The sequence below is a fragment of the Lapidilactobacillus gannanensis genome (assembly GCF_003946675.1).
Classification (GTDB): domain Bacteria; phylum Bacillota; class Bacilli; order Lactobacillales; family Lactobacillaceae; genus Lapidilactobacillus; species Lapidilactobacillus gannanensis.
Window position 1 is genome coordinate 32,887 of sequence record NZ_RHOT01000008.1, and the last position, 23,480, is coordinate 56,366.

21 protein-coding genes are annotated in these 23,480 nt (G+C 41.9%); 1 reads left to right on the forward strand and 20 read right to left on the reverse strand.

Annotation, left to right across the window (positions count from 1 at the left end; all coding sequences use genetic code 11):
- Nucleotides 1-244: 244 nt before the first annotated feature.
- From EKM81_RS11140 to parE, 3 genes are read right to left on the reverse strand one after another with little or no spacing between them, the layout of a single operon-like run.
- Nucleotides 245-457: a hypothetical protein gene (locus EKM81_RS11140; RefSeq protein ID WP_164509196.1), complete on the reverse strand. Its 213-nt coding sequence runs from the start codon at nucleotides 455-457 to the stop codon at nucleotides 245-247.
- A gap of 45 nt (nucleotides 458-502) precedes the next feature.
- Nucleotides 503-2,983 (reverse strand): DNA topoisomerase IV subunit A, encoded by a 2,481-nt coding sequence (gene parC, locus EKM81_RS03585; protein WP_225420163.1) that lies wholly within the window; start codon nucleotides 2,981-2,983, stop codon nucleotides 503-505.
- A 5-nt stretch (nucleotides 2,984-2,988) separates the two neighbouring features.
- Nucleotides 2,989-5,001 (reverse strand): DNA topoisomerase IV subunit B, encoded by a 2,013-nt coding sequence (gene parE / locus EKM81_RS03590; RefSeq protein ID WP_125648545.1) that lies wholly within the window; start codon nucleotides 4,999-5,001, stop codon nucleotides 2,989-2,991.
- A 281-nt stretch (nucleotides 5,002-5,282) separates the two neighbouring features.
- On the opposite strand from parE, the gene plsY reads away from it, so the two are divergent.
- Entirely contained in the window at nucleotides 5,283-5,903 is a 621-nt protein-coding gene (plsY, locus tag EKM81_RS03595) for a glycerol-3-phosphate 1-O-acyltransferase PlsY (RefSeq protein ID WP_404802848.1), read from the forward strand.
- A gap of 131 nt (nucleotides 5,904-6,034) precedes the next feature.
- Here plsY and EKM81_RS03600 read toward each other — a convergent pair whose 3' ends face one another.
- From EKM81_RS03600 to EKM81_RS03680, 17 genes are all read right to left on the reverse strand, one after another.
- A complete protein-coding gene (locus EKM81_RS03600) occupies nucleotides 6,035-6,913 on the reverse strand; it encodes an aldose 1-epimerase family protein (RefSeq protein ID WP_125648549.1) in 879 nt (292 codons plus the stop codon).
- A gap of 188 nt (nucleotides 6,914-7,101) precedes the next feature.
- Entirely contained in the window at nucleotides 7,102-8,508 is a 1,407-nt protein-coding gene (gene hslU / locus EKM81_RS03605) for an ATP-dependent protease ATPase subunit HslU (RefSeq protein ID WP_125648551.1), read from the reverse strand.
- 16 nt (nucleotides 8,509-8,524) lie between these two features.
- Nucleotides 8,525-9,049, reverse strand: a complete 525-nt coding sequence (gene hslV, locus EKM81_RS03610; protein WP_125648553.1) for an ATP-dependent protease subunit HslV — start codon at nucleotides 9,047-9,049, stop codon at nucleotides 8,525-8,527.
- 3 nt (nucleotides 9,050-9,052) lie between these two features.
- Nucleotides 9,053-10,051: a tyrosine recombinase XerC gene (xerC, locus tag EKM81_RS03615; RefSeq protein WP_125648556.1), complete on the reverse strand. Its 999-nt coding sequence runs from the start codon at nucleotides 10,049-10,051 to the stop codon at nucleotides 9,053-9,055.
- A gap of 155 nt (nucleotides 10,052-10,206) precedes the next feature.
- On the reverse strand, nucleotides 10,207-11,523 hold the full coding sequence (gene trmFO, locus EKM81_RS03620; RefSeq protein ID WP_225420164.1) for a methylenetetrahydrofolate--tRNA-(uracil(54)-C(5))-methyltransferase (FADH(2)-oxidizing) TrmFO: 1,317 nt from the start codon (nucleotides 11,521-11,523) through the stop codon (nucleotides 10,207-10,209).
- A gap of 29 nt (nucleotides 11,524-11,552) precedes the next feature.
- On the reverse strand, nucleotides 11,553-13,634 hold the full coding sequence (gene topA, locus EKM81_RS03625; RefSeq protein WP_125648560.1) for a type I DNA topoisomerase: 2,082 nt from the start codon (nucleotides 13,632-13,634) through the stop codon (nucleotides 11,553-11,555).
- A gap of 220 nt (nucleotides 13,635-13,854) precedes the next feature.
- Nucleotides 13,855-14,733, reverse strand: coding sequence for a DNA-processing protein DprA (gene dprA, locus EKM81_RS03630; protein WP_164509197.1), 879 nt, complete (start codon nucleotides 14,731-14,733; stop codon nucleotides 13,855-13,857).
- Between the two features lie 139 nt (nucleotides 14,734-14,872).
- Complete coding sequence (locus EKM81_RS03635; protein WP_125648566.1) at nucleotides 14,873-15,664, reverse strand: ribonuclease HII; 792 nt, start codon at nucleotides 15,662-15,664, stop codon at nucleotides 14,873-14,875.
- Nucleotides 15,657-16,523, reverse strand: a complete 867-nt coding sequence (gene ylqF, locus EKM81_RS03640; RefSeq protein WP_125648569.1) for a ribosome biogenesis GTPase YlqF — start codon at nucleotides 16,521-16,523, stop codon at nucleotides 15,657-15,659. The genes EKM81_RS03635 and ylqF overlap by 8 nt, the downstream gene beginning before the upstream one ends.
- 278 nt (nucleotides 16,524-16,801) lie before the next feature.
- Nucleotides 16,802-18,319: a S41 family peptidase gene (locus EKM81_RS03645; RefSeq protein WP_125648571.1), complete on the reverse strand. Its 1,518-nt coding sequence runs from the start codon at nucleotides 18,317-18,319 to the stop codon at nucleotides 16,802-16,804.
- Nucleotides 18,320-18,321: 2 nt separating this feature from the next.
- Nucleotides 18,322-18,549: a YozE family protein gene (locus tag EKM81_RS03650; protein WP_125648574.1), complete on the reverse strand. Its 228-nt coding sequence runs from the start codon at nucleotides 18,547-18,549 to the stop codon at nucleotides 18,322-18,324.
- Between the two features lie 19 nt (nucleotides 18,550-18,568).
- Nucleotides 18,569-19,198 carry a YpmS family protein gene (locus tag EKM81_RS03655; protein WP_125648577.1) on the reverse strand — a complete coding sequence of 210 codons (630 nt, stop codon included), beginning with the start codon at nucleotides 19,196-19,198 and terminating at the stop codon, nucleotides 18,569-18,571.
- Nucleotides 19,199-19,237: 39 nt separating this feature from the next.
- Nucleotides 19,238-20,113 (reverse strand): SGNH/GDSL hydrolase family protein, encoded by an 876-nt coding sequence (locus tag EKM81_RS03660; RefSeq protein ID WP_164509198.1) that lies wholly within the window; start codon nucleotides 20,111-20,113, stop codon nucleotides 19,238-19,240.
- Between the two features lie 62 nt (nucleotides 20,114-20,175).
- The gene (locus EKM81_RS03665) at nucleotides 20,176-21,021 is read right to left on the reverse strand and encodes a DegV family protein (RefSeq protein WP_125648581.1); all 846 of its coding nucleotides are present in this window, start codon (nucleotides 21,019-21,021) and stop codon (nucleotides 20,176-20,178) included.
- Nucleotides 21,022-21,306: 285 nt separating this feature from the next.
- A complete protein-coding gene (locus EKM81_RS03670) occupies nucleotides 21,307-21,807 on the reverse strand; it encodes a dihydrofolate reductase (RefSeq protein ID WP_125648584.1) in 501 nt (166 codons plus the stop codon).
- 48 nt (nucleotides 21,808-21,855) lie between these two features.
- Nucleotides 21,856-22,815, reverse strand: coding sequence for a thymidylate synthase (locus EKM81_RS03675; protein ID WP_125648586.1), 960 nt, complete (start codon nucleotides 22,813-22,815; stop codon nucleotides 21,856-21,858).
- A 153-nt stretch (nucleotides 22,816-22,968) separates the two neighbouring features.
- Nucleotides 22,969-23,442: a hypothetical protein gene (locus EKM81_RS03680; protein WP_125648589.1), complete on the reverse strand. Its 474-nt coding sequence runs from the start codon at nucleotides 23,440-23,442 to the stop codon at nucleotides 22,969-22,971.
- Nucleotides 23,443-23,480 lie beyond the last annotated feature (38 nt).

Consider the following 23,480-nt stretch of genomic DNA (forward strand, 5'->3'; position numbering starts at 1 on the left):
GCTATCATATCAATGTATAGCGCAATATTCTAAGCATTTTTGAGCAAGCTCTCACAAAATATTTTTTATTTTTTTCAAATGTAGTATAACAGAATTTTGTCGTTGTATTACAACAATTTTCACTGTTTTACCATTTTTTAACACTTAATTAGCGCATCATTGCAGTTCAATTGTATGGCGATTACCGTAATCAAAAATAAACCATAGTGCCTAACCAAAAGCATGCAGCCAATGATTATTAACGTCAAATGCCGAGCAATTCTAACGAATTGCTCGGCATTTTTGCGTTAAGCGGAACCGTTGCCTTTTGCGAACACATTTCAGCAACTAAGATTAAGTTTATTTTTTTGTTAAGCTGTGGTTCTTTTGATCTGATAATCATTTCCATCTCAACCAAATCAAAAGTTGCAATCTCAATCTCCGCTTCAGAAAAGCAAACGCTAGCTGAAATGATCACAACCAGTTAATTGCAGGAAGCCGGCTCTGATGCTTTAATGATGCCTTAATCATCAGTTGTCTCGGGCTCAGCTGGGACGACTACTAAAGAAATCGGTTGACCAGCATCTGTTGGGTCCAAAACAAAACTACCATTTGAGTAACGGTCGCTAACTGATAAATCAGCGGTTTGCACTGGTAATTGCGCACCAGTGTCTGTTGTAATCAATAATTGTGGTTGTGCTGGATCAATTGCTGCAGCCGCAACGATCCGATGTGGTTTAGCTTTCAACTCGCGCAGGACTAATAAACCTCGTCGTGCGCGATTGCTAAGTGGTAATTCACTTAAGGCCATCTTCTTGAAGGCGCCACGCTGAGTCAAAATTGCCACGTCTGCCATTTGTTCTAGTTGAGACTGAGTTAAAATCAAGGTGCTAACAACAACATCTTGCTCTTTCAGGCTCATCGCTTTGACACCAGCTGCTTTGGCACCAACAACCGGCACATCACTTAGCGCAAAGTGTAACCCAAAACCGCGCTCTGAAAAAGCAAAAACTTCAGCAAATGGCGCTGTTTCAGGCAACAAATAATCAACGCTTAAAACATGAGCTGTCGTACTTTTAAGTGTGATGGCTGCCTGTAAGCGGGTCCGATAAGTTCGTCCGGGTAACAAATTCTGCAAGTTGACCTGTTTGATATAACCATCAGAAGTCGTTAAAACAAAATTCCCCTGCTCACTTGCTAAATCCTTAAAGCGGTAAACTGCCAAAACTGCTTCATCAGTGGCCAAGCCAACATTTTGAGACAAATGCTGACCAGTATCTTTCCACTTCACATCAAGTAATTCATGAACTGGACGATAAAGTAACCGGCCTAAATTCGTAAAGATATATAAGTGTTCTAGGGTATTCACCTGCGCCTGAAAAATCGGATAGTCTTCATCTTTCAAACCATCATCACTAGCATCAGTCGCTTGGAAAGAACGAATACTACTACGCTTAAAGTAACCATCATGACTGACTTGAACCATAACATCTTCCGAAGTGACCATGACACTAGTATCAATCTCTAAGCTAGCGACTTTGGCTTCGATTTTAGTTCGACGAGGACTTGCAAATTCTTTCTTAATTGCTAATAATTCTGATTTGATCATCCGATCTAATTCGGCTGGTTCAGCAAGAATTTTTTGATAAGTGGCAATTGTGCTGGATAGTTCCTGATGCTCAGCCTCTAGCGCAGTCACATCAGTATTGGTCAAACGATATAATTGCAGAGAAACAATTGCTTCAGCTTGAACTTCACTGAATTGATACTGGGCCACTAAATTTTGCTTAGCATCCCCTTTATTCTTGCTACTCCGAATTAAGGCAATCACTTCATCTAAAATCGATAAAGCTCGAATCAAGCCTTCAACAATGTGCTGCCGCTTTTGAGCCTTTTTTAAGTCAAATTGAGTTCGCTTAGTCAAGACATCCCGTTGATGTGCTAAATAAGCGACCAAGGCTTGTCGTAAACCAATTTGTTGTGGTCGCAAATCAGCAATTGCAACCATATTGAAATTATAAGAAATTTGCAGATCAGTGTTTTTAAATAAATAATTGAGAATACCTTGCGCATCCGCATTTCGTTTTAATTCAATCACGATGCGTAAGCCAGTCCGGTCAGTCTCATCACGAACCTCAGAAATACCATCCACTTTCTTCAGTACGCGCAACTCATCAATTTTTTTGACCAACAAGGCCTTATTCACTTCGTAAGGCAACTCTGTCACTGTAATTTGTTCCCGCTGTCCACGTAAGGTTTCGATTGCCGTCTTGGAACGTAAATAAACCCGACCGCGACCAGATTGGTAAGCATCTTTCACGCCAGCAACACCTTGTAAAATGCCACCGGTTGGAAAATCTGGCCCCGGAACAAACTTCATCAAATCAGCAAGTTCCGCCTCAGGATGACTCATTAAGTAAATTACCGCATCAATAACCTCGTTAAGATTATGTGGTGGAATTTCCGTGGCATAACCGGCCGAAATACCTGAAGAACCATTCACTAATAAGTTCGGAAAATGGGCTGGTAAAACAGTCGGTTCTTCGCTAGTATCATCGAAGTTTAAAACCATATTTACCGTTTCTTTTTCAATGTCCTTCAACATGAGGCCAGCAATCTTGCTTAAGCGGGCTTCAGTATACCGCATTGCTGCTGGCGGATCGCCATCCATCGAACCATTATTCCCGTGCATTTCAATTAATGGTGCCCGCAATTTCCAATCTTGGCTCATGCGGACCATTGATTCATAAATCGAACTATCACCATGGGGATGGAAATTACCCATCACATTACCAACAGATTTAGCCGACTTTCGAAATTCATGATCATAAGTATTGCCATCCAAATTCATGGCATAGAGTATACGACGCTGAACTGGCTTTAATCCGTCACGAATATCAGGTAAGGCCCGCTCTTGGATAATATATTTCGAGTAACGGCTAAACCGTTCGCCCATGACTTTCTCAATGGAGAGCTCTTCAATTTTTTGTGGTTGTTCAGCCAAACTCATCACACACCTTTATGTTGTTCAACTTGCTTTAATAAATCTTGCGTACCCGTTTCCCCTTGGACATCTTCGGCAGCAGTTGTATCAAGAATGCTACCTTCCTCATCCAAAGTAAACTTAACGTTATCTTCGATCCAGCGCCGACGAGGTTCAACTTTATCACCCATCAGAGTTGTTACGCGCTTCTCAGCCAAAGTGGCATCTTCGATTTTGACCCGAATCAAGGTACGCGCAACGGGATCCATCGTGGTCTCCCAAAGCTGATCCGCATTCATTTCACCCAAACCTTTAAAACGTTGCAAACTATAATTATGACCTAGATCGGCCGTTGCGACGACCAGTTGATGCTCCGTCCAAGCGTAACGAATCACACTTTTGGCGCCGCGACCCTTTTGTACTTTATACAGTGGTGGTAAAGCAATGTACACCTTACCCGCTTCGATCAGAGGCCGCATGTATCGATAGAAGAATGTCAGCAGTAAGATTTGAATGTGAGCACCATCGTCATCAGCATCGGTCATAATAATAATTTTGTCATAATTGGCATCTGCTAAATTAAAATCAGCACCAACACCAGCACCAATCGTATAGATCATGGTGTTGATTTCTTCGTTTTTAATGATGTCTTGTAACTTCGCTTTTTGGGTATTTAATACTTTCCCGCGTAAAGGTAGAATGGCCTGAAAATGACGATCACGGCCTTGTTTAGCAGAACCGCCGGCTGAATCACCCTCGACTAAGTAAAGTTCATTCTTTTTAGGATTACGCGATTGGGCTGGCGTTAATTTACCAGAGAGCAAGCCTTCATGACGTTTGCGCTTCTTACCATTACGGCTTTCATCACGAGCTTTACGAGCAGCATCGCGGGCTTCACGAGCTTTTAACGCTTTTTGAACTAGCATTTGGCCTACGTCACCGTTTTCTAGCAAGTAATAAGAAAATTGCTCATAAATCAAACTATCAACGGCTGTTCGTGCTTGTGGTGTTCCTAGACGCCCCTTAGTTTGGCCTTCAAATTCAAGAATTTCTTCGGGAATGCGCACAGAAATTACCGCACTAATTCCTTCGCGCACATCACTACCTTCAAGATTCTTATCTTTATCTTTCAGCAAGTTAGTTTTTCGAGCATAGTCGTTAAATGCTTTGGTCAACCCTGACTTCATCCCAGTTTCATGGCTACCACCATCAGCAGTCCGCACATTATTAACGAAGGAAATAATATTTTCAGAATAGCCGTCATTATATTGAGCAGCGAAATCGATTTCCATGCCATCCTTTTCGCCCTCAACGCTAATCACGTCGGTTAACGTATCCTTATCTTCGTTTAAATAACGCACAAAAGATTGCAGGCCGTCATCATACTTGAAGGTTTCTGATTGCTCGGTTTGCTTATCGGTAATCGTAATGCCAACACCCTTAAGCAAAAAGGCCGATTCACGCAGTCGTTCAACTAAAGTATCATACTTGAATTTAGTGGTCGTAAAAATTGTCGGATCAGGCAAAAAAGTGATTTTAGTACCTGAAGCAAGCTTACTTTTTCCAATTTCTTTTAACGTACCTTCAGGATGACCACCGTTAACAAAGCGTTCACGATAAAGCCGATGATCACGAACCACTTCAACCTCCAACCAGGATGAAAGTGCATTGACCACCGAAGCACCAACCCCATGTAAACCACCAGATGTTTTATAGTTACTCTCAGTAAACTTACCACCTGCATGTAACACAGTTAAAATAACTTCAATTGTTGGCCGCCCTGAAGCGTGCATCCCCGTTGGCATTCCGCGACCGTGGTCAGTAACGGTTAAACTGCCATCCTGATTAATGCAGACATTGATCTCCGTACCGTAACCAGCCATCGCCTCATCTACGGCATTATCAATAATTTCATAAGCCAAGTGATGCAAGCCGCGACCATCAGTCGAACCAATATACATCCCTGGCCGTTTGCGAACAGCATCTAATCCTTCTAGAATCTGGATTGAACTGTCATCATATTTTTGTTTGGCTACCATTTGAACCTCCAAAATTCTCGTTTCCCACTGCCATGCAAGCTTCACGCAGACAATGCGAAACAGTGCCGCAAAATACTTGCCAGCACTGCGTTTAATTGCTTTTAAAAAAATGTATTTGTCGCAGTGACAAACATACGTTCTATCTATTAAGGTTACGCGACTGAATAATGATTGTCAACTGCAGCAGATTTTTGTAGAATAGGGCTTAGTGCCATTATTCTGGTTGTCCAGCTACATTAAATCACTTCAACCAAATCAACATGTCCTACGGAGGAATCATTTTGAAATTTGCAGTCTTAATTATTTTAGCATATCTTTTAGGCGCTTTCCCATCTGGGGTGATAGTTGGTCAGATTTTTTTCAAAAAAGACATTCGCCAATTTGGTAGTGGCAATATTGGTACAACAAATACTTTTCGCGTCTTAGGCCGAACAGCTGGGATCGTCGTTTTAGCTTTGGACATCCTCAAGGGCACAGTGGCAGCTAGTTTACCAGTTTGGTGTCAGCTAGGTCTCCCCCACTACTTTATTCTAGTTTTTGGCTTGGCGGCAATCCTAGGACATTCTTTTTCTATTTTTATTAAGTTCTCTGGTGGTAAAGCCGTCGCCACTAGTGCTGGTGTGTTACTGGCTTACAATCCGCAATTTTTCGTCATCGCGGTGAGTACCTTTGTCTTGATTATGTTGATTTCAAGTATGGTCAGTATGGCGAGTATGTTGGGGATGATCCTAATCACGATTTTCTCGTTTTATTATCATGACATCTTTCTCACCTTAACAGCAGTCTTACTAACAATTTTTATTTTCTATCGTCATCGCGCCAATATCAAACGGATTCGTCAAGGTACTGAAAATTTAGTTCCTTTTGGTTGGTACTATCATCAGCAAAAAAAGAAAAAATAAGGTTGTTAACGCCATAAACCCGCAAGAAAAAACAGGTGCCTACTTAGTTAATGATTGTCAGAATCTCGACTTTCATTGATTAAGCAGGCACCTGTTTTTATACGGCGTCAGTAGCAACTATCGCGGACTGACTAGGAAAAACTAATTTGATATTTGGCTTTGAAGTTTTCTTGCGGGGCCAACGTGTTCATTCCAAATTTATCAGTCAATTCACCATTACTATCTGTTAAATCAGCAATCCCCCACCAAGGCTCGATACAAACATAATCGCCAGTCTGCGGATAAGCCGACCAGACGCCAACAAAGGGCGCATCCTTCGTTTTCAGATTAATACTGTGTTTAGTTTTATCAGAACGAATCTCAACCTCATTGGTGCCAGCCAATTGGAAAATCAAAGCATCGTCCTTGAAGACGTCATGATTGATTTGCCAATCAACATCAGTCGGTGCCAACGTCCGGTGGGCATAATCAACACCTGTTGTCGTCAGCGGAATTTGAATACGACTTTTACTTGGTTTGAACCGTAAAAAGTAATCCGCAAAATCAACGCCACTTTCCACAGGTAAGCGGAAACCAGGATGGCCGCCAACGCCAAAAATCAGCGGCTCAGTTGAACTAGGATTGTTGACATAATAAGTCACGTTCAATAACCGATTGATCAAGGAATACTTAACCCGAAATTCAAAGGCAAACGGATATTTGGCCCGTGTCTCATCATTATCAGTTAATAAGAAGGTTAAACTATGATCAGTTTCCCGTTCCAAATTGAATTCTAAATCACGAGCAAAACCATGTTGGGTCATGTGATAAGTTTTCCCTTGGTAAGTATATTGGTCATCTTTTAATTTACCAACAATGGGAAACAAATTGGGCGCATGACGACCCCAAACCTGGGGATCTGCCTGCCACAGGTATTCCACACCAGAATGCTGGTCAATCAGACTTTGCATTTCTGCTCCTTTAGTTGCCACAGTTAATTGATAGAATTCATTGGTTAGTTTAACATTCATTAATTTTACCTCCATGTTTGCCAGAATAGTGCTAGTTAGTGCCTTAACGTCTGATTCTGCACAAGCTTTTTTCTTCATTACCATAACAGAATACACAAAACCTGACAAATAGTCAGCACCTGATTTGTCATGTTTTTTTAAGTAAGCTATTTCCGCGCCATTACTCATAGCCTTAGAAAAATTGTATTTTATAGAATATACTTCGTCAAATCTTGATTTGAGGCAATGGCGTCAATGCGATCAGCCACATACTTCTCAGTGATCATAATTTCGCCCATTTGCATATCCGGACCATCAAAGAGCACTTCTTCAAGGACTTTTTCCAAGATTGTCGCTAACCGACGCGCACCAATATTATCAGTACGCTTGTTAACATCATCGGCAACTTCAGCGATTTTCTCAATGGCTTCTTGCGTAAAGGTCAACTTCACCCCATCTGCTCCGACCAACGCAATGTATTGTTTGATCAAAGCAGTATGTGGTTCGGTCAGGATTTGAATGAAGTCAGCTTTGCTCAAATCATCTAATTCGACTCGAATTGGGAAACGACCTTGAAGTTCAGGAATCAAATCGCTTGGCTTAGTCTGGGCGAAGGCACCTGAGCCAATAAATAGCATATGACTAGTATCCAAGGGACCATATTTTGTATTGACCTGAGAACCTTCAACAATTGGTAAAATATCGCGTTGCACACCCTCACGAGAAACCTCACCGGAACTATTCTGGCGCTTAGATGATAATTTATCAATTTCATCGATGAAAATAATACCATCATCTTGCGCACGTTTAATCGCTCGTTCTTGCAGATTTTCTCGATCAATCAATTTTTCTGAATGTTGCCGAATTAAAATCTCCCGGGCCTCTTTGACAGGCAATGTGCGTTTCACTTTACGGCTAGGCATCAACTGGCCCAACATTTCGCTCATATCAACACCCATACCGCCCATTGCATCCATCATTGGATTTACTTTTTTAGACTCAGGCACTTTGATGGTGACTTCGCGATTTTCTAACAAACCCCGATTGAGTTTCTCTGCTAAGTCCATTCGTTGATTCTGCACCGCTTCAGACACTTGTTCAGTTTCAGGCTCGTCAGTTTGATTTGGTTGGGCCTGCATTAATTGATTCATCATTTGCATCCAATTACCGTTATTGGCTGGTTTAGTTTGCTTTTTCTCGCCAGGCGCCAATAAACGAATTAATTCCTTATTAGCTTCGCGTAAGGCCTGACCACGAACCTGATCAAAAGCAATTCGTTCTTCGATTGCGACTGCAGCATCAGCTAAATCACGAACCATCGCCTCAACATCGCGACCAACATAACCAACCTCAGTAAACTTGGTCGCTTCCACTTTTACAAAGGGTGCATCGACGATCATTGCCAGTCGCCGCGCGATTTCAGTTTTACCAACCCCTGTTGGGCCGATCATTAATAAGTTTTTCGGGGTAATATCTTTTTGTAATTGTTCATTTAATTGGTGGCGCCGATAGCGATTGTACAGGGCTACGGCTACTGCGCGCTTGGCTGAGTTCTGGCCGATCACATAATCATCCAGGGCAGCAACAATTTGGCGCGGGGTTTTCTCTAAAGTCATCTTTTAATTAACTCCTTTAAAACTGATCTGTAATAATTTCGTGATTAGTAAAAATATCAATATCAGCAGCAATATCAATCGCTTCGTGAGCAATATCAACTGCCTTCATTGCTGGTGCTTGGCGAGTCATGGCGATTGCGGCTGCCTGGGCAAAATTACCGCCAGAACCAATGGCAATCACATCTTCATCAGGAGCAATCACTTCACCATTGCCAGAAATCAAAAGTAATTGTTTCTGATCAAAGGCAATTAACATTGCTTCAAGTTTCTGCAAAGTTGGATCTTTACGCCAGTCTTGTGCCAACTCAACTGCTGAACGTTGCAAATCACCTGCGTAAGTCCGCAATTTCTTTTCAAACCAATCTGATAATGTAAAAGCGTCAGCCACACCGCCGGCAAAACCAATAATCACTTGATCATCGAAAATGCGACGAACTTTGTGCGCACTCGCTTTCATAATATACTTCTCGCCCATTGTGACTTGACCGTCACCAGCGATGGCAATTTCGCCTTGATGTTTGACTGCAACAATTGTTGTCATGAACTATCCTTCTTTATTTTTAGATTTTTGATTTTTAGGTTTTTGCTGCGGATCATCCTGATCAGTCTGCTTGACCTCAGTGGATGCCCCAGTTTCACTAACTGCTCGTGGAAAATACTGGCGATAATCAGCTTGCAGATGTTGCATCGTGACATGAGTATAGATCTGCGTTGTTGATAAACTAGCATGACCCAATAATTCCTGAACTGTTCGCAAATCTGCACCGTGATTTAACAAATGTGTCGCGAATGTATGTCGCAACATATGGGGATGAATATCACTGTGCAAACTGGAACGCTTGATAACTTGTTTCAGAATATAGGAAATACCGTGACTAGTTAACTGCTGGCCATAATGATTGACAAACACAAAGTCATGAGTTGCCTGTTGTTTGGCCATTAATTGGGGCCGCGCCTTTTTTAAATAATCATTTAGTGCATTTAAGGCATGATGACCAAAGGGAACATAGCGATCTTTATTGCCTTTCCCATGAACTAAGATAATTCGTGTTTGAAAGTCAATTTGCGTCAAGGTCAACTCACTTACCTCACTGACCCGCATCCCCGTCGCGTAAAATAATTCCAACAACGCGCGATCACGTAAACGCAGCGGCTGATCACCTTGGACAGCTTCAAACAAAGCGGTCATTTCCTGTTCGTAGAAAAACCGTGGTAAAACTTTCGGCGCGCCCTTAATTTCGATTTGAGTAAAGGGATTACGCTCTACTAGTTTATGATTTTCCAGATAACGATAAAAGGACCTTAAGGCTGATATTTTCCGACTGATTGTATCACGAGCCAACTTTCGCTGTGTCAAATCATCTAGAAAAGTTTCAATCTCTAATCGTCCCACATCACGATAAGAAGCTAGGCCACCATTGGTATTTAAAAAATCAGTAAAATCCTGAATGTCATCTAAATAGGCACTTTTTGTTAATCCAGAGTATTGCCGTTCCACCACTAAATACTGACCAAACTGCCGCACCCATGCTTGTTCTGCCATAGAAAAACACCTACCTCAATGTCTCTACTTTAACATAATCAAGGAAGGTGTTGTTAAAAATAAGTAACCCACAAACTCGTTGTCTTTCAAATTTATGAACAGATTTCTCCTGCTACGCCAGTCAATCAGATCATCACAGTCCTAATACTGGCTGATCAGTCGTAGGTTTTAACTTCATTGACGAACTGATCAAAGTCTTGGAGTGCTCGTTCTGCGTACGCTTCTTTGCGCATTTTTTTATCGCGAATATGTTCCTTAAGTTCAGGGAAAATACCGAAATTAGCATTCATTGGTTGGAAATGTTTACGATCAGCATGCGTAATATAGTAGGCCATTGACCCCATTGAACTCGTCACAGGTGCCGTCATTAGTGGCTGATTGCGGAATAAATGTGCCGCGTTGATTCCGGCTAATAACCCACTGCCCGCACTTTCAACATAACCTTCTACCCCAGTCATTTGACCAGCGAAAAATAAATCTGCTCGTTGTAGCGACTGATAAGTTGGCGCAAGTACTTGTGGCGAATTCATAAAGGTATTGCGGTGCATGACCCCATAACGAACGATTTCCGCGTGTTCCAACCCAGGAATCATTCGAAAAACTCGACGCTGTTCTCCAAACTTCAAATGAGTTTGGAAACCCACTAGGTTATACAAACTACCAGCCGCATTATCTTGCCGTAATTGAACGACCGCATATGGCCGCTTACCAGTACGAGGATCTTCCAAACCAACTGGTTTCATCGGCCCAAAGATCATTGTTTTGATGCCTCGCCGCGCCATTACTTCAATTGGCATGCAACCATCGAAAACTTGATTATCTTCAAAATCATGAACTTCCGCTGCTTCAGCAGTAGCCAGCGCTTCACGAAAAGTCAGGAAAGTTGGTTCATCCATCGGACAGTTTAAGTAAGCTGCCTCGCCTTTGTCGTAACGAGACTTCAAATAAACCTGATTAAAATCAATGGAATCTTTAGTAATTATTGGGGCAGCCGCATCAAAGAAATGTAAGCCCTCGGCGCCATTTAATGCTTGAATGGCAGTGGCGAGTCCTGGTGCGGTCAAAGGACCAGTAGCAACTACCGTGGGCCCTTGAGGAAAGTCAGTTAATTCTTCATTAATCACAGTCACTAGTGGATGCTGGCGCAACTGGGCAGTCACATAACCCGAAAATTTATCGCGATCGACAGCCAGTGCGCCACCAGCAGGAACAGCGCTACGATCTGCAGCCGTCATAATCAATGAATCCAGCCGCCGCATTTCTTCTTTGAGCAAACCAGCACCATTGGTTAATTGGTTAGCGCGCAAAGAATTGGTACAAACTAATTCAGCAAAATCATTCGTGTGATGCGCTGGCGTACTTTGACCAGGCCGCATTTCGTAAAGATGCACCGGAATACCGCGTTTGGCAATTTGCCATGCCGCTTCACTGCCTGCAAGGCCGGCTCCCACAACATTAACAAAAGATTCCACAATCTTTCCTCATTTCTCGTCAAACTGGTTTATTTTTGTAATTGTTCTTCATAATCACCATTAGGACATAACACCTGATGACCACCCTTAACCTTTTTATCAACTAAGTAATGACGGCACACTGGGCAATTGCGACCAACTGGTTTATCCCAAGAAACAAAATCACAGTCTGGATAACGGGAACAACCATAGAAAATGCGATTTTTCTTAGATTTCCGTTCCAAAACCTGTCCTTTTTGACACTTAGGGCAAACAACCCCAATTTCTTTAACGATTGCCTTGGTGTTACGACAATCTGGGAACCGGCTACAAGCGTAAAACTTGCCAAAACGGCCCATTTTAACCACCATTGGCGCACCGCAAATGTCACAATCAAAGCCAGCTGGTTCATCCTTGATCTGAACTTTCTCAATCTTCTGTTCAGCTTGATCTAGCTCTTTAGCAAATGGTTGATAATATTGATCGACTACCTTCACCCATTCACCCTTACCAGCTTCGATGCCATCAAGTTCATCTTCAAGTTTGGCGGTAAAATCAATGTTAACAATATCTGGGAAGAATTTCTCAATTAACTCGTCAACAATTTCGCCAAGTTCAGTTGGTTCAAAGCTTTTACCCGTTAATTTAACGTAATATCGTTTTTGAATGGTATCAATAGTAGGTGCATAAGTTGAAGGTCGACCAACACCGTTTTCTTCCAGCGCTTTGACTAAACTGGCTTCAGAATAGCGAGCTGGTGGTTGAGTGAAATGTTGTTGCGGATCAGTCTTAGTCAATTTGACCTCATCACCAACAGCTAATTCTGGTAATTGATTCTCTTTTTGATCATCATTGCTACTATGATAAATCTTAGTAAATCCAGCAAACTTCATCTGTGAACCATTAGCGCGGTAATTAACACCGTTTTGCTCGAGCTCGACCGCTACTGTATCATAAATTGCTGGTGTCATCTGACTAGCCAAGAACCGTGACCAAATCAACTGATACAGGCGGAATTGATCCCGCGATAAAATTTCCTTAAGACTTTCCGGTGTTCGGACCACTGCACTGGGCCGAATTGCTTCATGGGCATCTTGAGCCCCTTCAGGATTCTTGGTCTTATGCAGTTTAGTAGCCGCATAAGGTTCACCTAATTCCTTACTTTCATGCAAGAAGGTGGCTGCCTCATGTTTAGCCACTGAGGAAATCCGTGTGGAGTCAGTCCGCATATAAGTAATTAAGCCGACGGTCCCGTCTTTCCCCAGATTAATGCCTTCATACAACTGCTGGGCAATCATCATGGTTTTACGAGTTTTAAAGTTCAACCGACGATTGGCTTCCTGTTGCAACGAACTTGTTGTAAAAGGTGCCGCTGGGAATCGTTTCCGTTCCTTTTTCGTCACTTTAGTAATCGCAAAAGGTTGCTGTTTATCGATTTTTTTGAGCACTGCTTGAACAGCAGCATTGTCAGGTAAAGCTTCCTTTTTACCGTTTAACCCGTAAAAGTTACCAGCGAATTTCTTACCGCGACCCTTTTGAAACTCAGCAGCCAAACTCCAGTATTCTTCGGGAATAAAGGCTTTGATTTCTTTTTCTCGATCAATCACTAGCTTAAGCGCCACTGACTGCACTCGTCCGGCACTCAGACCTTTTTTTACTTTAGCCCAGAGGATTGGGCTAATCGAATAACCAACGATTCGATCCAAAACTCGGCGTGCTTGCTGGGCATCGACTAAATTCATATCAATGCTTCGAGGTTCCTTAAAAGCATCTTTTACCGCATTCTTGGTAATTTCGTTGAACACGACCCGATTGTTGGCTGCTGGATCTAACCCCAGAATATGGGAAACATGCCAAGCAATCGCTTCTCCTTCGCGGTCGGGATCGGCTGCGAGGTAAACATGATCAGCTTTTTTAGCGGCACTTTTTAATTGTTTAATGACATCGCCTTTGCCTCGAATTGAAATATACTTAGGCTGATAATCATGATCGAAATCAATCCCCATTTGGCTTTTAGGTAAATCACGAATATGGCCCAAACTAGCGACCACGTGATAATTCCGGCCGAGATATTTTTCGATTGTTTTGGCTTTTGCTGGTGACTCCACAATCACAAGATTTTTAGTGGCCATGCAAAAACTCCCTTCTTTTCCTACTAATTCTTAACCTTAATAGGCTTTATCGGCACGTTAAAAAAGTCCGTGCTCAAATCGGAAATAATCATAAGCTAGTTTTTAGCCACTTGTCAACCATGAACTTTTTTACAAAGCGGAAAAAGGCGTTTTTTTCACGGCGGTCTACTACAATTTCAACATTCAACAAATCTTGAGATAACGCTAGTTCTGCTTCAGTTTATTTTATCGCTAAACTAGCATTGGCATTTTTTGTCCCATTAAGGTTGGGGAAGTCGGCCAAAATATCAGCTGCCGTCAAAACGGGCGTGGCGCCTGCCTGCAATAATTGATTAGTTCCTGCCGAAAGTGGTGACAGCAAACTACCTGGTAAAGCATAAATATTGCGATTTTCTTGTAAGCCTAAATTGGCAGTAATCAACGAACCACTACGCTGTCGAGCCTCCGTCACCAAAACGCCGCTACTTAAACCAGCAATAATTCGATTACGTTGGGGAAAGTGAAAGCGCCGTGGCGGTGTTGCCGGTGGATATTCAGATAATAAAAGCCCTTTTTGGGTAATCAATTGCTGCAACAATTCATTTTGAGCCGGATAATAAACATCTAGACCAGTTCCAATGACACTAATAGTGGCGCCGTGAGCCAGTAATGTTTCTTGATGGACTAATTGATCGACTCCAGCCGCCAAGCCACTCACAGTGGTAATTCCTGCTTGAACCAAGTCAGGAACAAGTCGGCGCAAACAGGCATGACTATAGGTGGTACATTCGCGAGCACCAACAATTGCCAATTTTTCCGCTGTCAATAACTCGCGGTGACCTGCATAAAACAATAATACTGGCGGCTGAAAGATTTCTGCCAAGGCTAAAGGATAATCGGCATCTAAAATAGTTAAATAATGGTCAGTCATCGTGGGCGCTGCCAATGACGCTGGCAATATTAAATTAGGCCAGCATTGCTGCAACCACTTATTTAACGCTGGCCAAGTACTCGGTAAAGGGGTTGCTTGCGCTTGCAATAGTCGGGCTAATTGTAATTGTTCCTGATAAGACCATTGCTTAGTTAGTTTTGCTGCCAAAAGTACTGTATTTTTGTCCATAAAAAAATCACCTACCTGCATACCAATTAAGTACGCGAAACTAGGTCATTTTTCTGAATCATTTTAATTTAAGGCTAGCCAATCTCAAGGGACCTTTTTTGAATAAGCCTTTCAAGTTAGCAATTGCCAAACATTAATACTAATGAAGTGCTGCCTGCACTGGTGCAAAACTGCGCCGATGAATTGGCGTGACGCCTAATTCGGCCAGACCAGCCAAATGTTTCGCCGTGCCATAGCCAGCATTATCCACAAAATCATAGCCAGGGTAAACCTGATCATACATCGCCATCAAATGATCACGCACCTGCTTGGCCACAATACTGGCCGCACCAATACTAGCTGACTGCTGATCACCTTTGATCAGTTTTCGTTGTGGCAACCGAACCGGCACCGTCATGGCGTCAACCAGTAAAAATTGCGGCCGGTAATAAAGTCCACGAACTGCTTGGCCCATAACGATTTCAGTGGCATGATAAATATTCTCCCGATCAATCAATTGCGCATCACCAACACCAATACTAATATCTAGTGCTACCGCCAGAATTTCACGATACAGCCGTTCCCGCTCTTGGGCCGTTAACCTTTTAGAATCATCTACGCCTAACAAATGAAAATCATGAGGTAAAATTACTGCTGCTGTGACAACTGGTCCCGCTAAAGGGCCCCGTCCCACCTCATCAATTCCTGCAATTAAGGGGTACTGGGGCCACAATTGCCGTTCTAGTGTTAGTTTTTGCTGTAAAGCCGCTTGTAGTTCAGCCGTCGCCTGTTGCTGACGTTGGTAGCGTCTTAACGCCTGCTGGACACCCTTGCGCGGATCGGTGGCAAGCGCAGTCAAAAGGGCTGCACTGGGAGCTGCAGCTAAAGCAGCGCTAATCTTGGCTATAGTTGCTTGACCAACTTTTTCTGGCAATAGTAGTTCTTCAGTCATGGACGGTAGCCTGCCAAGTGGCTGGTACTTGATCCAATGTGATTCGTCCCAGCTTACCCTTACGATAATCTAATAAGAAACGCGTGACCATCCGTTCATATTCATCACGGAAACCTAATTTTTTAGTCAAAGCCATTAACAAATCAACCGGTGCCAACTGCAATTGCTCAGCTGAAAGTTGATAATGTTGCTGTAATAGTTGGGGATAATTAGCCTGATAAAATGCTAACGCAAATAAGACGATATCATCTTCATGATAAAGTCCCTCCTTGATTGCGCCAGTCAAGGCCAACTTCTGACCAATTAACTGATCCGCGAATTTGGGCCAGAGCACACCCGGTGTATCTAAAATGGCAAAATTCTGTTGTGTTTTTAACCAATTTTGCTTACGGGTTACACCTGGACGATTACCCACTTGAGCAACATTTTTACCGATCATGCGATTTAAAAACGTTGATTTTCCTGTATTAGGAATACCAACACACATGGCGCGAATCGTCGTTTCTTTAATTCCTTTGGCTGCCTGTTGCGCTAATTTAGTCGCCAACAATTGTTTAGTTGCCCGTAACACTGGATTCAAAGGCTGACCATGTTGTGAATCCAGGGCTAATGAAGCCAGACCCTCACCTTGATAATATTGCAACCACTGTTTAGTCACTTGTGGGTCAGCCAAATCTGATTTATTCAAAATAATTAAATGATCTTTATGCTGAATTAATTGATTTAATTCTGGATTGCGCGAACTTTCTGGTAAGCGCGCATCAACCACCTCAATCACCACGTCAACTAGTTTAAGTTGTTCTTGAATTTGCCGTTTGGCCTTGGCCATATGACCAGGATACCATTGAATTGTACTCATTTTTTAAAACATCCTCTTCTATATAAACACGTTCAGCGCAGCCACTGGCCATTAAAATAGCGCACCAGTCTGCTTTCAAAATTATTTAATGATCCATGAAAAGCTTACCAAAAAAACCGGTGAAATTCATCCCCATTTTGTCATTAATCATCCCACAAACGAAACAATCGTAGTCACTTCCTGACAAAAGAAAAAATAGACGTGTCCATAATTATCAGCGTAGATTTCTGACGCTAATAAGTTTATCTTCGGTCACATCTATTTTTTATAATGGTCGATTAAGCTTGCGTATTAGCTTGTGCTTCTTGGCTCGTTTTCACAGCTGTACGCATCATTTCGTCGTGAGCTTGTAAGAAAGCCGCGACCTGAACGTACAAGGCCGTGTAAGTATCCTCATTGAATTCACCATTGGCGGTTAAACCCGCTTTAGTTTGTAACTGTTTGACTGCGGCGGTCGTACTGTCATCGAAAATCCCCTTGGTATTGTCAACAGCGTAACCTAACGCTTGTAAGTTTTCTTGGAGCAACTTCACTTGATCACTGACATCACCATTTTTTAAAGTTGCGTCATTTGAAATCAAAGTCAATTTAGCAATGGTCGGATAATCAACCACTGTATCGGGTGTGATCCCGACTTTATTGATCCAAGTTTTATTCGGCGTCAACCATTTTGCGGTGGTAAACTTCATTTCACTGGTCTCACTTAAAGGAATGACCGTTTGCACCGTCCCCTTACCAAAGGATTGCGTCCCCACAACTTTATCACCTGCAGATTGTTGCAAGGCCGCTGTGAAAATTTCTGAAGCGCTGGCACTACCACTATCGACCATCACAGTCACCGGTTCAGTAACTTTGAACCCGTCATCATACTTCTTACCGGCACGATAAACCGTTTCGTTTTGGTCTCGATCAACGACCCGCATAATAACTTTTTTATCTTGTAAAAACATGCTAGACAGGCTTAAGGCCGTATTCATTAGGCCCCCACCATTGCCCCGTAAATCCAGAACAAAACTCTTTGCCCCTTGTTTGCGGAGTGCTTTAATTGTCTTCTTCATACCACTAACTGTGTTCTCAGCAAAAGTCGTTACTTGAATCACACCAACCTGCTTATCAGTTGGACTCAAAGTGCCAGTTACGGTGGCCTGATCAACTTTCCCACGCTTTACTTTAACTGTGAAAGTCGTTGCGCCACGTTTGATTTTTAATTGAACACTGGAACCCTTCTTGCCCCGAATTTTGCTAACAGCATCATTAACGGTCATTTGGGCCGTTGATTGCCCATCAATTGCTAAAATAATATCATTAGCCTTTAGCCCCGCCTTAGCAGCTGGCGCATTCTTGATCGGTGACACAATCTTAATGCCCGCATTATCCTTCTGAACTTGGGCACCAATACCTTCAAATGAACCAGAAATTGATTCGTTGAGATTTGAGGTTTCTTCAGTGGCTAAATACTCAGAAAAAGGATCATTTAAACTTTTGAGCATGCCAGAAATAGCTCCGTTAGCCAACTTTTTCTTGCTGACCTTAGTGTAATAATTCTTCTGAATCAATTGGTAGACTTGATCAATTTGGCGTGTTTCCGCATTAGCTGCTAAATTCTTGCGAACTTGCACGGTCACAATCAAAACGCCGACAATTAGTCCGACTAACAAAGCAATCACTAAACTAAACCAATAGGTTAGCCGAGTAAAATGCTTACGCCGTGGGACCTTTTTCTTGCTTAAAGGCGTTTTCGTCTGCTTTGTGGGCGTCGTAGTTGTTTCATTTTCACTGTCATTATTTGTTGCCATTATTATGCCTCACTATCCAAATAGAGTTGGTAAGCCTGATCGAAAATCAACATACTGGGTAAGTAACCGCCATTCAACTCTAAATAGCGAGAAATCTCATCGTAATCTTTACTTTGTTTGGGAAAAGAATGGTCGAAAAACGCATTGTTCGCGAACTCCGCAATTTCACTATGATTATTAGGATCGCGCTCAGTCATTAAAAATTGATAAAAACTTCGTCTCAGTTCCATTCGTTAACCTCTTATTTCTTTATTCTGGCAGATACACGCTAAAATTGATTTGGTTTTTATCTAAATCAATTTGATTGGCGCGAACACTCATACCATTTTTCATTTTATACTTGCGTAAATGCAAAGTAATCGTTTCTTTTTTAGTATCTAAGCTAATCCAATTAGGTACTTTATAGTCGTTACCAATGAAACTCATCACCTGACTAATTGGAATTGGTAAGGCGCCAATTGACAATGACTCCGCCTTTAATTGAATATCACCGTTTTCCATGACATAAGGGTCCAGGTTCAAGGTAAAAGGTACAGTTGAACCAAGAAACTTAAATTTGCCGCCCAAAACGGCCTGATCTGTAAATTTAAAGCTATATTGAAATTCGTCATTTTTTAAGTAATGCTTCAGCGAATAAGCAACAATCCGATTGGCCTGTTGCTTCGTCAAATCAACATTAAATACCGGTTCATCAGCTTGTGAAACATCTGCAGCTAATTGATTGGTTGGTTGCGTGAAAATTTTAGAACCAAGAAAAATCCCGCCGCCTAGTAATAGCCCAATGAGGATTAAACTGATCCATTTCCAAATATTAACTGGACCACGTTCTTGCTTTGTTTTTTTTGCTTTTTTTACTTGATGGCGTGCTTGTGTAGCCATAACCAGTCGACTCCTTTAAAACAATTTTCTGAAAACAATTTATTTGCTAACTTGGTAGAGCCAAGTGGTTTTTCGTGCTTGAATTTGTTTGATGAATTGCTGTGAGATCGCCTGATACCCCCGATTATTCGGATGGAAGTGATCTTCAGTAAACAAATAAGGATTTAAAGCCTCTTTCTTAGCTTTATTATTGGCCAAGACTGACCCCTTAGGTTGGGTCATGACTTGGTCGATATCAACATAGTACGTTTGGTCGAATTCTTTAATGACCTTTTGTGCCGTTGCATTCCAGTCATCCATTGCTGTTTTCATATCAGTAATTTGTGGGAAATAAACATAAAAAGGATTATAAATACTTGCTAGGAAAATTGGCGCCGTTTTGTTATAAGACCGAATTTTTTTCAGCAAACGTTCCAGATTTGCTTGATAAGTTGTCCGGGCACTTTCAACTTTTTTCAAGTCCATATTCATGACATTTTTATTGATAATATGCATCAAGTCATTAGCACCAATCGTCATAGTAATCAAATTAGCCTGAGCCAACCCGCGCTGAATTTTCGGTTGCTTAACAATCCGTTGGTAAACCTGAGTAGAAGTATCACCACTAACGCCGAAATTCTGACTGACCACATCGGTGCGATCGTCATTTGCTAGTTGGCTTTTAACCAAAGGAACGTAACCGCCATTTTCAGTCGCATCGCCAATCCCATAAGTCAATGAATCACCGATCGCCACATAATGAACTTTTTTTAAAACCTTTTTTGTTGTCGCCGTTTTCACTGTTTGTGGTTTTAACCCATTTTTAGCAGACTGATTGTTGGGTGACTTAATTAGAAAATTCAATCCGACCACAGTAATAGCAGCAACAACTGCAATCACCACGATCACCTTAATTACTTTCAAAATATTCTTCAAAACTTTCACACCTACATTAATATATTAAAAAGGCGGAACCAGCGCTCCACCTTTGGCAAAATTTATGCTGTATAGAACATGACGGCAATAGCGCCAGGACCAGTATGAGTGGCGATCACTGGACTAGTTGGTGCCACTAAAACAGGCACGTCAGGTAAGACAGTTTGTAGTTGATTCTTTAGCTTCTCCGCAAAGTCAGCGTCATCGGCTTGAGAAATACCAATCATTTTGATTGGCGCTGCTTGTTTCATTTTCTCAATCAACTCACGATAGAAATTGTTGATTGTTTTCATACCGCGGCCCTTATGAATCGCTTCTAATTGACTATCGTGTAATTGTAAAATCAGTTTGATATTCAACAAACTAGACAACATACCAGATACCCGACTTAACCGACCGCCCTTAACTAAATTGGTCAAATTAGTAACCGACATATAGAGCTGAGTCCGTTCCCGAACCGATTGAACGGCCGTAACAATTTCTTCACGACTAGCGCCGGCCGCTGCCATTTCAGCTGCTGTGATCACTTGAAAAGCCATGGCCCGGTCAGTAAATTCACTGTCGATAACCGTAATACTTCCCTTAGAAATCTGGGCAGCCTGACGTGCCGCATTAACTGTACCACTAATCGTTTCAGTCATATGAATCGAAATAACCTGACTGCCATCTGCGGTCAACTGGTCAAATTGGTCTAAAATCGTACCAATTGAAGGTTGACTAGTTTGCGGCAAGTTCTTGGCTTGGGACATTTGGGTCATAAATTCTGTTCGGGATAAGTTAACCCCGTCAGTATAAACTTCACTATCGATCACGATTGTTAATGGAATAATCGTAATTTGATATTTAGCAATCTCTGCTTCCGTGAGCTGAACTGAAGAATCAGTCACAATTTTAATCTTATTAGTCATGATTCATGCTTCCTCTCAAAAAGGATCTGACTCGCGTCTCATTGTGCAAGTATAACAGAATTAAGCCTAAAATTCATCCAACAAACTGGTAAGAATCGCACTTACTGATAAAAAATTTACGCTTGCCGCACCTTTAAAATCAGCTAGTCAACCCCCACTCAATTGAAAAAAACTTAGCACTACGCTAAACCCTCGTTTTAACTTCAATTGAGGTTGACTTGTTACCACACCGAAAAAGTCGTTTAGACCCGTTATTCAACTAAGACGCGCCTAAACTAACACAAGTTAATTTCGCCGTTGCCAATGCTCAAATGTTAATTGGGGCGAACTTTTAGTTGCTGGAACAACTTGTTGTGCTAATAAATCAAATTGATTCCACGCTAAACGCGGCATCACCACATCACCCAAATAAACATGGTCAATCTTAGTACAATACAAATCGGTCACTAAATCAGCAAACAACTTAAACAAGGCCACCCCGCCAATCACATAAAAATCTTGTTCAGGCTGCCGTAAAACTGCTTGTCGCAATGCGGTTGCATCATTGAAGACCGTTACCGCATTAGGAAAATCATGAGCTGGCTGATGAGTCAGGACCCAATGCTCCCGCTGAGGCAAGGGCTGCTGATTGGGAAAAGATTGCCAGGTCCGATGACCTAAAATAATCGTCTGTCGCCACGTCAACGTTTTAAAATGTTTTAAATCAGCCGGTAAATGCCACGGTAACCGACCCTGCTGACCAATCACCCCACCAATTGATTCTGCCCAGACAAATGCTATTGCCATTCTTCAACCTCCTTGACGTTATGCACACAAATTCTACGAAAGCCTACGCTAAACTGCTACTGGTGCTTTAATTGCTGGTAACGGCTGATAGCCTTCCAGCTTAATTTCAGCTACTTGGTAATCTGCTAAGTCTGCTTTGATAGCAGTTGGCAAAAGTAATTTTGGTGCTGCTTGTGGTGTTCGGGCTAACTGTTGCCGCACCTGATCCAAGTGATTACTGTAAATATGCGCGTCACCTAAAGTGTGAATAAATTCGCCGGGCACTAAACCAGTTTGCTGCGCTACCAAGGCCGTTAATAGGGCATAGCTGGCAATATTAAACGGCACACCTAAAAAGGCATCCCCACTGCGTTGATACAATTGTAAAGATAAACGACCATCATTAACATAAAACTGAAATAAGGTATGGCAAGGCGGTAATGCCATACTAGGAATATCTTCTGGATTCCAAGCACTAACAATCAAGCGTCGTGAATCCGGCGTTGTTTTAATTGCTTCAATCACAGCAGCCAATTGATCAATCGTGTTGCCCTGACTGGTCCGCCAAGCCCGCCACTGACTGCCATAAATCTGACCTAAATCACCATATTTAGCAGCAAATTGTTCATCTGTTAAAATTTGTTCACAGAAAGCTTGATGTTCTTGCTGATAAACTTTAGCAAAATCTGGGTCAGTCACCGCTCGATGACCAAAATCAGTCAAATCTGGTCCTTGATAATCAGAACTGGCAATATATTTTGTAAACGCCCATTCATCCCAAATATGATTATGGTGTTGCAATAAATAGCGGATATTGGTGTCACCCTTTAAGAACCACAACAACTCACTTTTGATCAAACCAAAGGGCACTTTTTTGGTCGTCATTAATGGGAAGCCAGCTTGAAGATCAAACCGCATTTGATAGCCAAAGATACTGTAAGTGCCTGTCTTGGTTCGATCTTCTTTATAATGTCCTTGCGTTAAAATCGTTTCCAGAAAATTAAGATAGGTCTGCTCATTTCGGTTCAAATTACTCACCCTTTATTTAAAATATAACCTGACAATCAGGCTTAACAAAAAATAACCGCATAATCCCCTGACTGGATTATTCGGTTACTAACCTTAACACAAGTAGTTGTTCAGCACTAGTCAAATAAATCGCGCTCAATAAAATTTTTTTAATTACTGAGCGAGCTGGGGAAAAACGTCAAAGACAGTTTTATCAGCATCAATCACCACGTATAAATGACCATTTTTAGGAGAAATCATGCTGGTTTGATAAACATTATCTAAACCAGAAACATCCTTTTGCTTAAATGGGAAATAAATTTGTAAAGGTTGCCGACTTGCTTCTTCAAAAACTAAATCACATTTTTCAATATCTTGATATTTTGTGGCCCGGCCAAACATTCCTAATTCCAGTGAACCAGAATTGATGTCAGTGGACTTAGAATGGTCGGCTTCAGGAAGTATTTCGATTTTAAAGCTCTTGCAAGGATGAATTTCTTGCATGCGCCCGGTACCATTAATGCGACCATATGATGTTGTTACTCGGGCAATCCAAACATCGGCCATTTCAGCATGAGAAACCGTCCATTCATCACCATTACGAAAATAAAACCGTAACTCTTTAAAAACGTGCGCTGCTTCAGTCATCTTTAACAAAACTTCCCTTCATTCAATTGATTTAAACC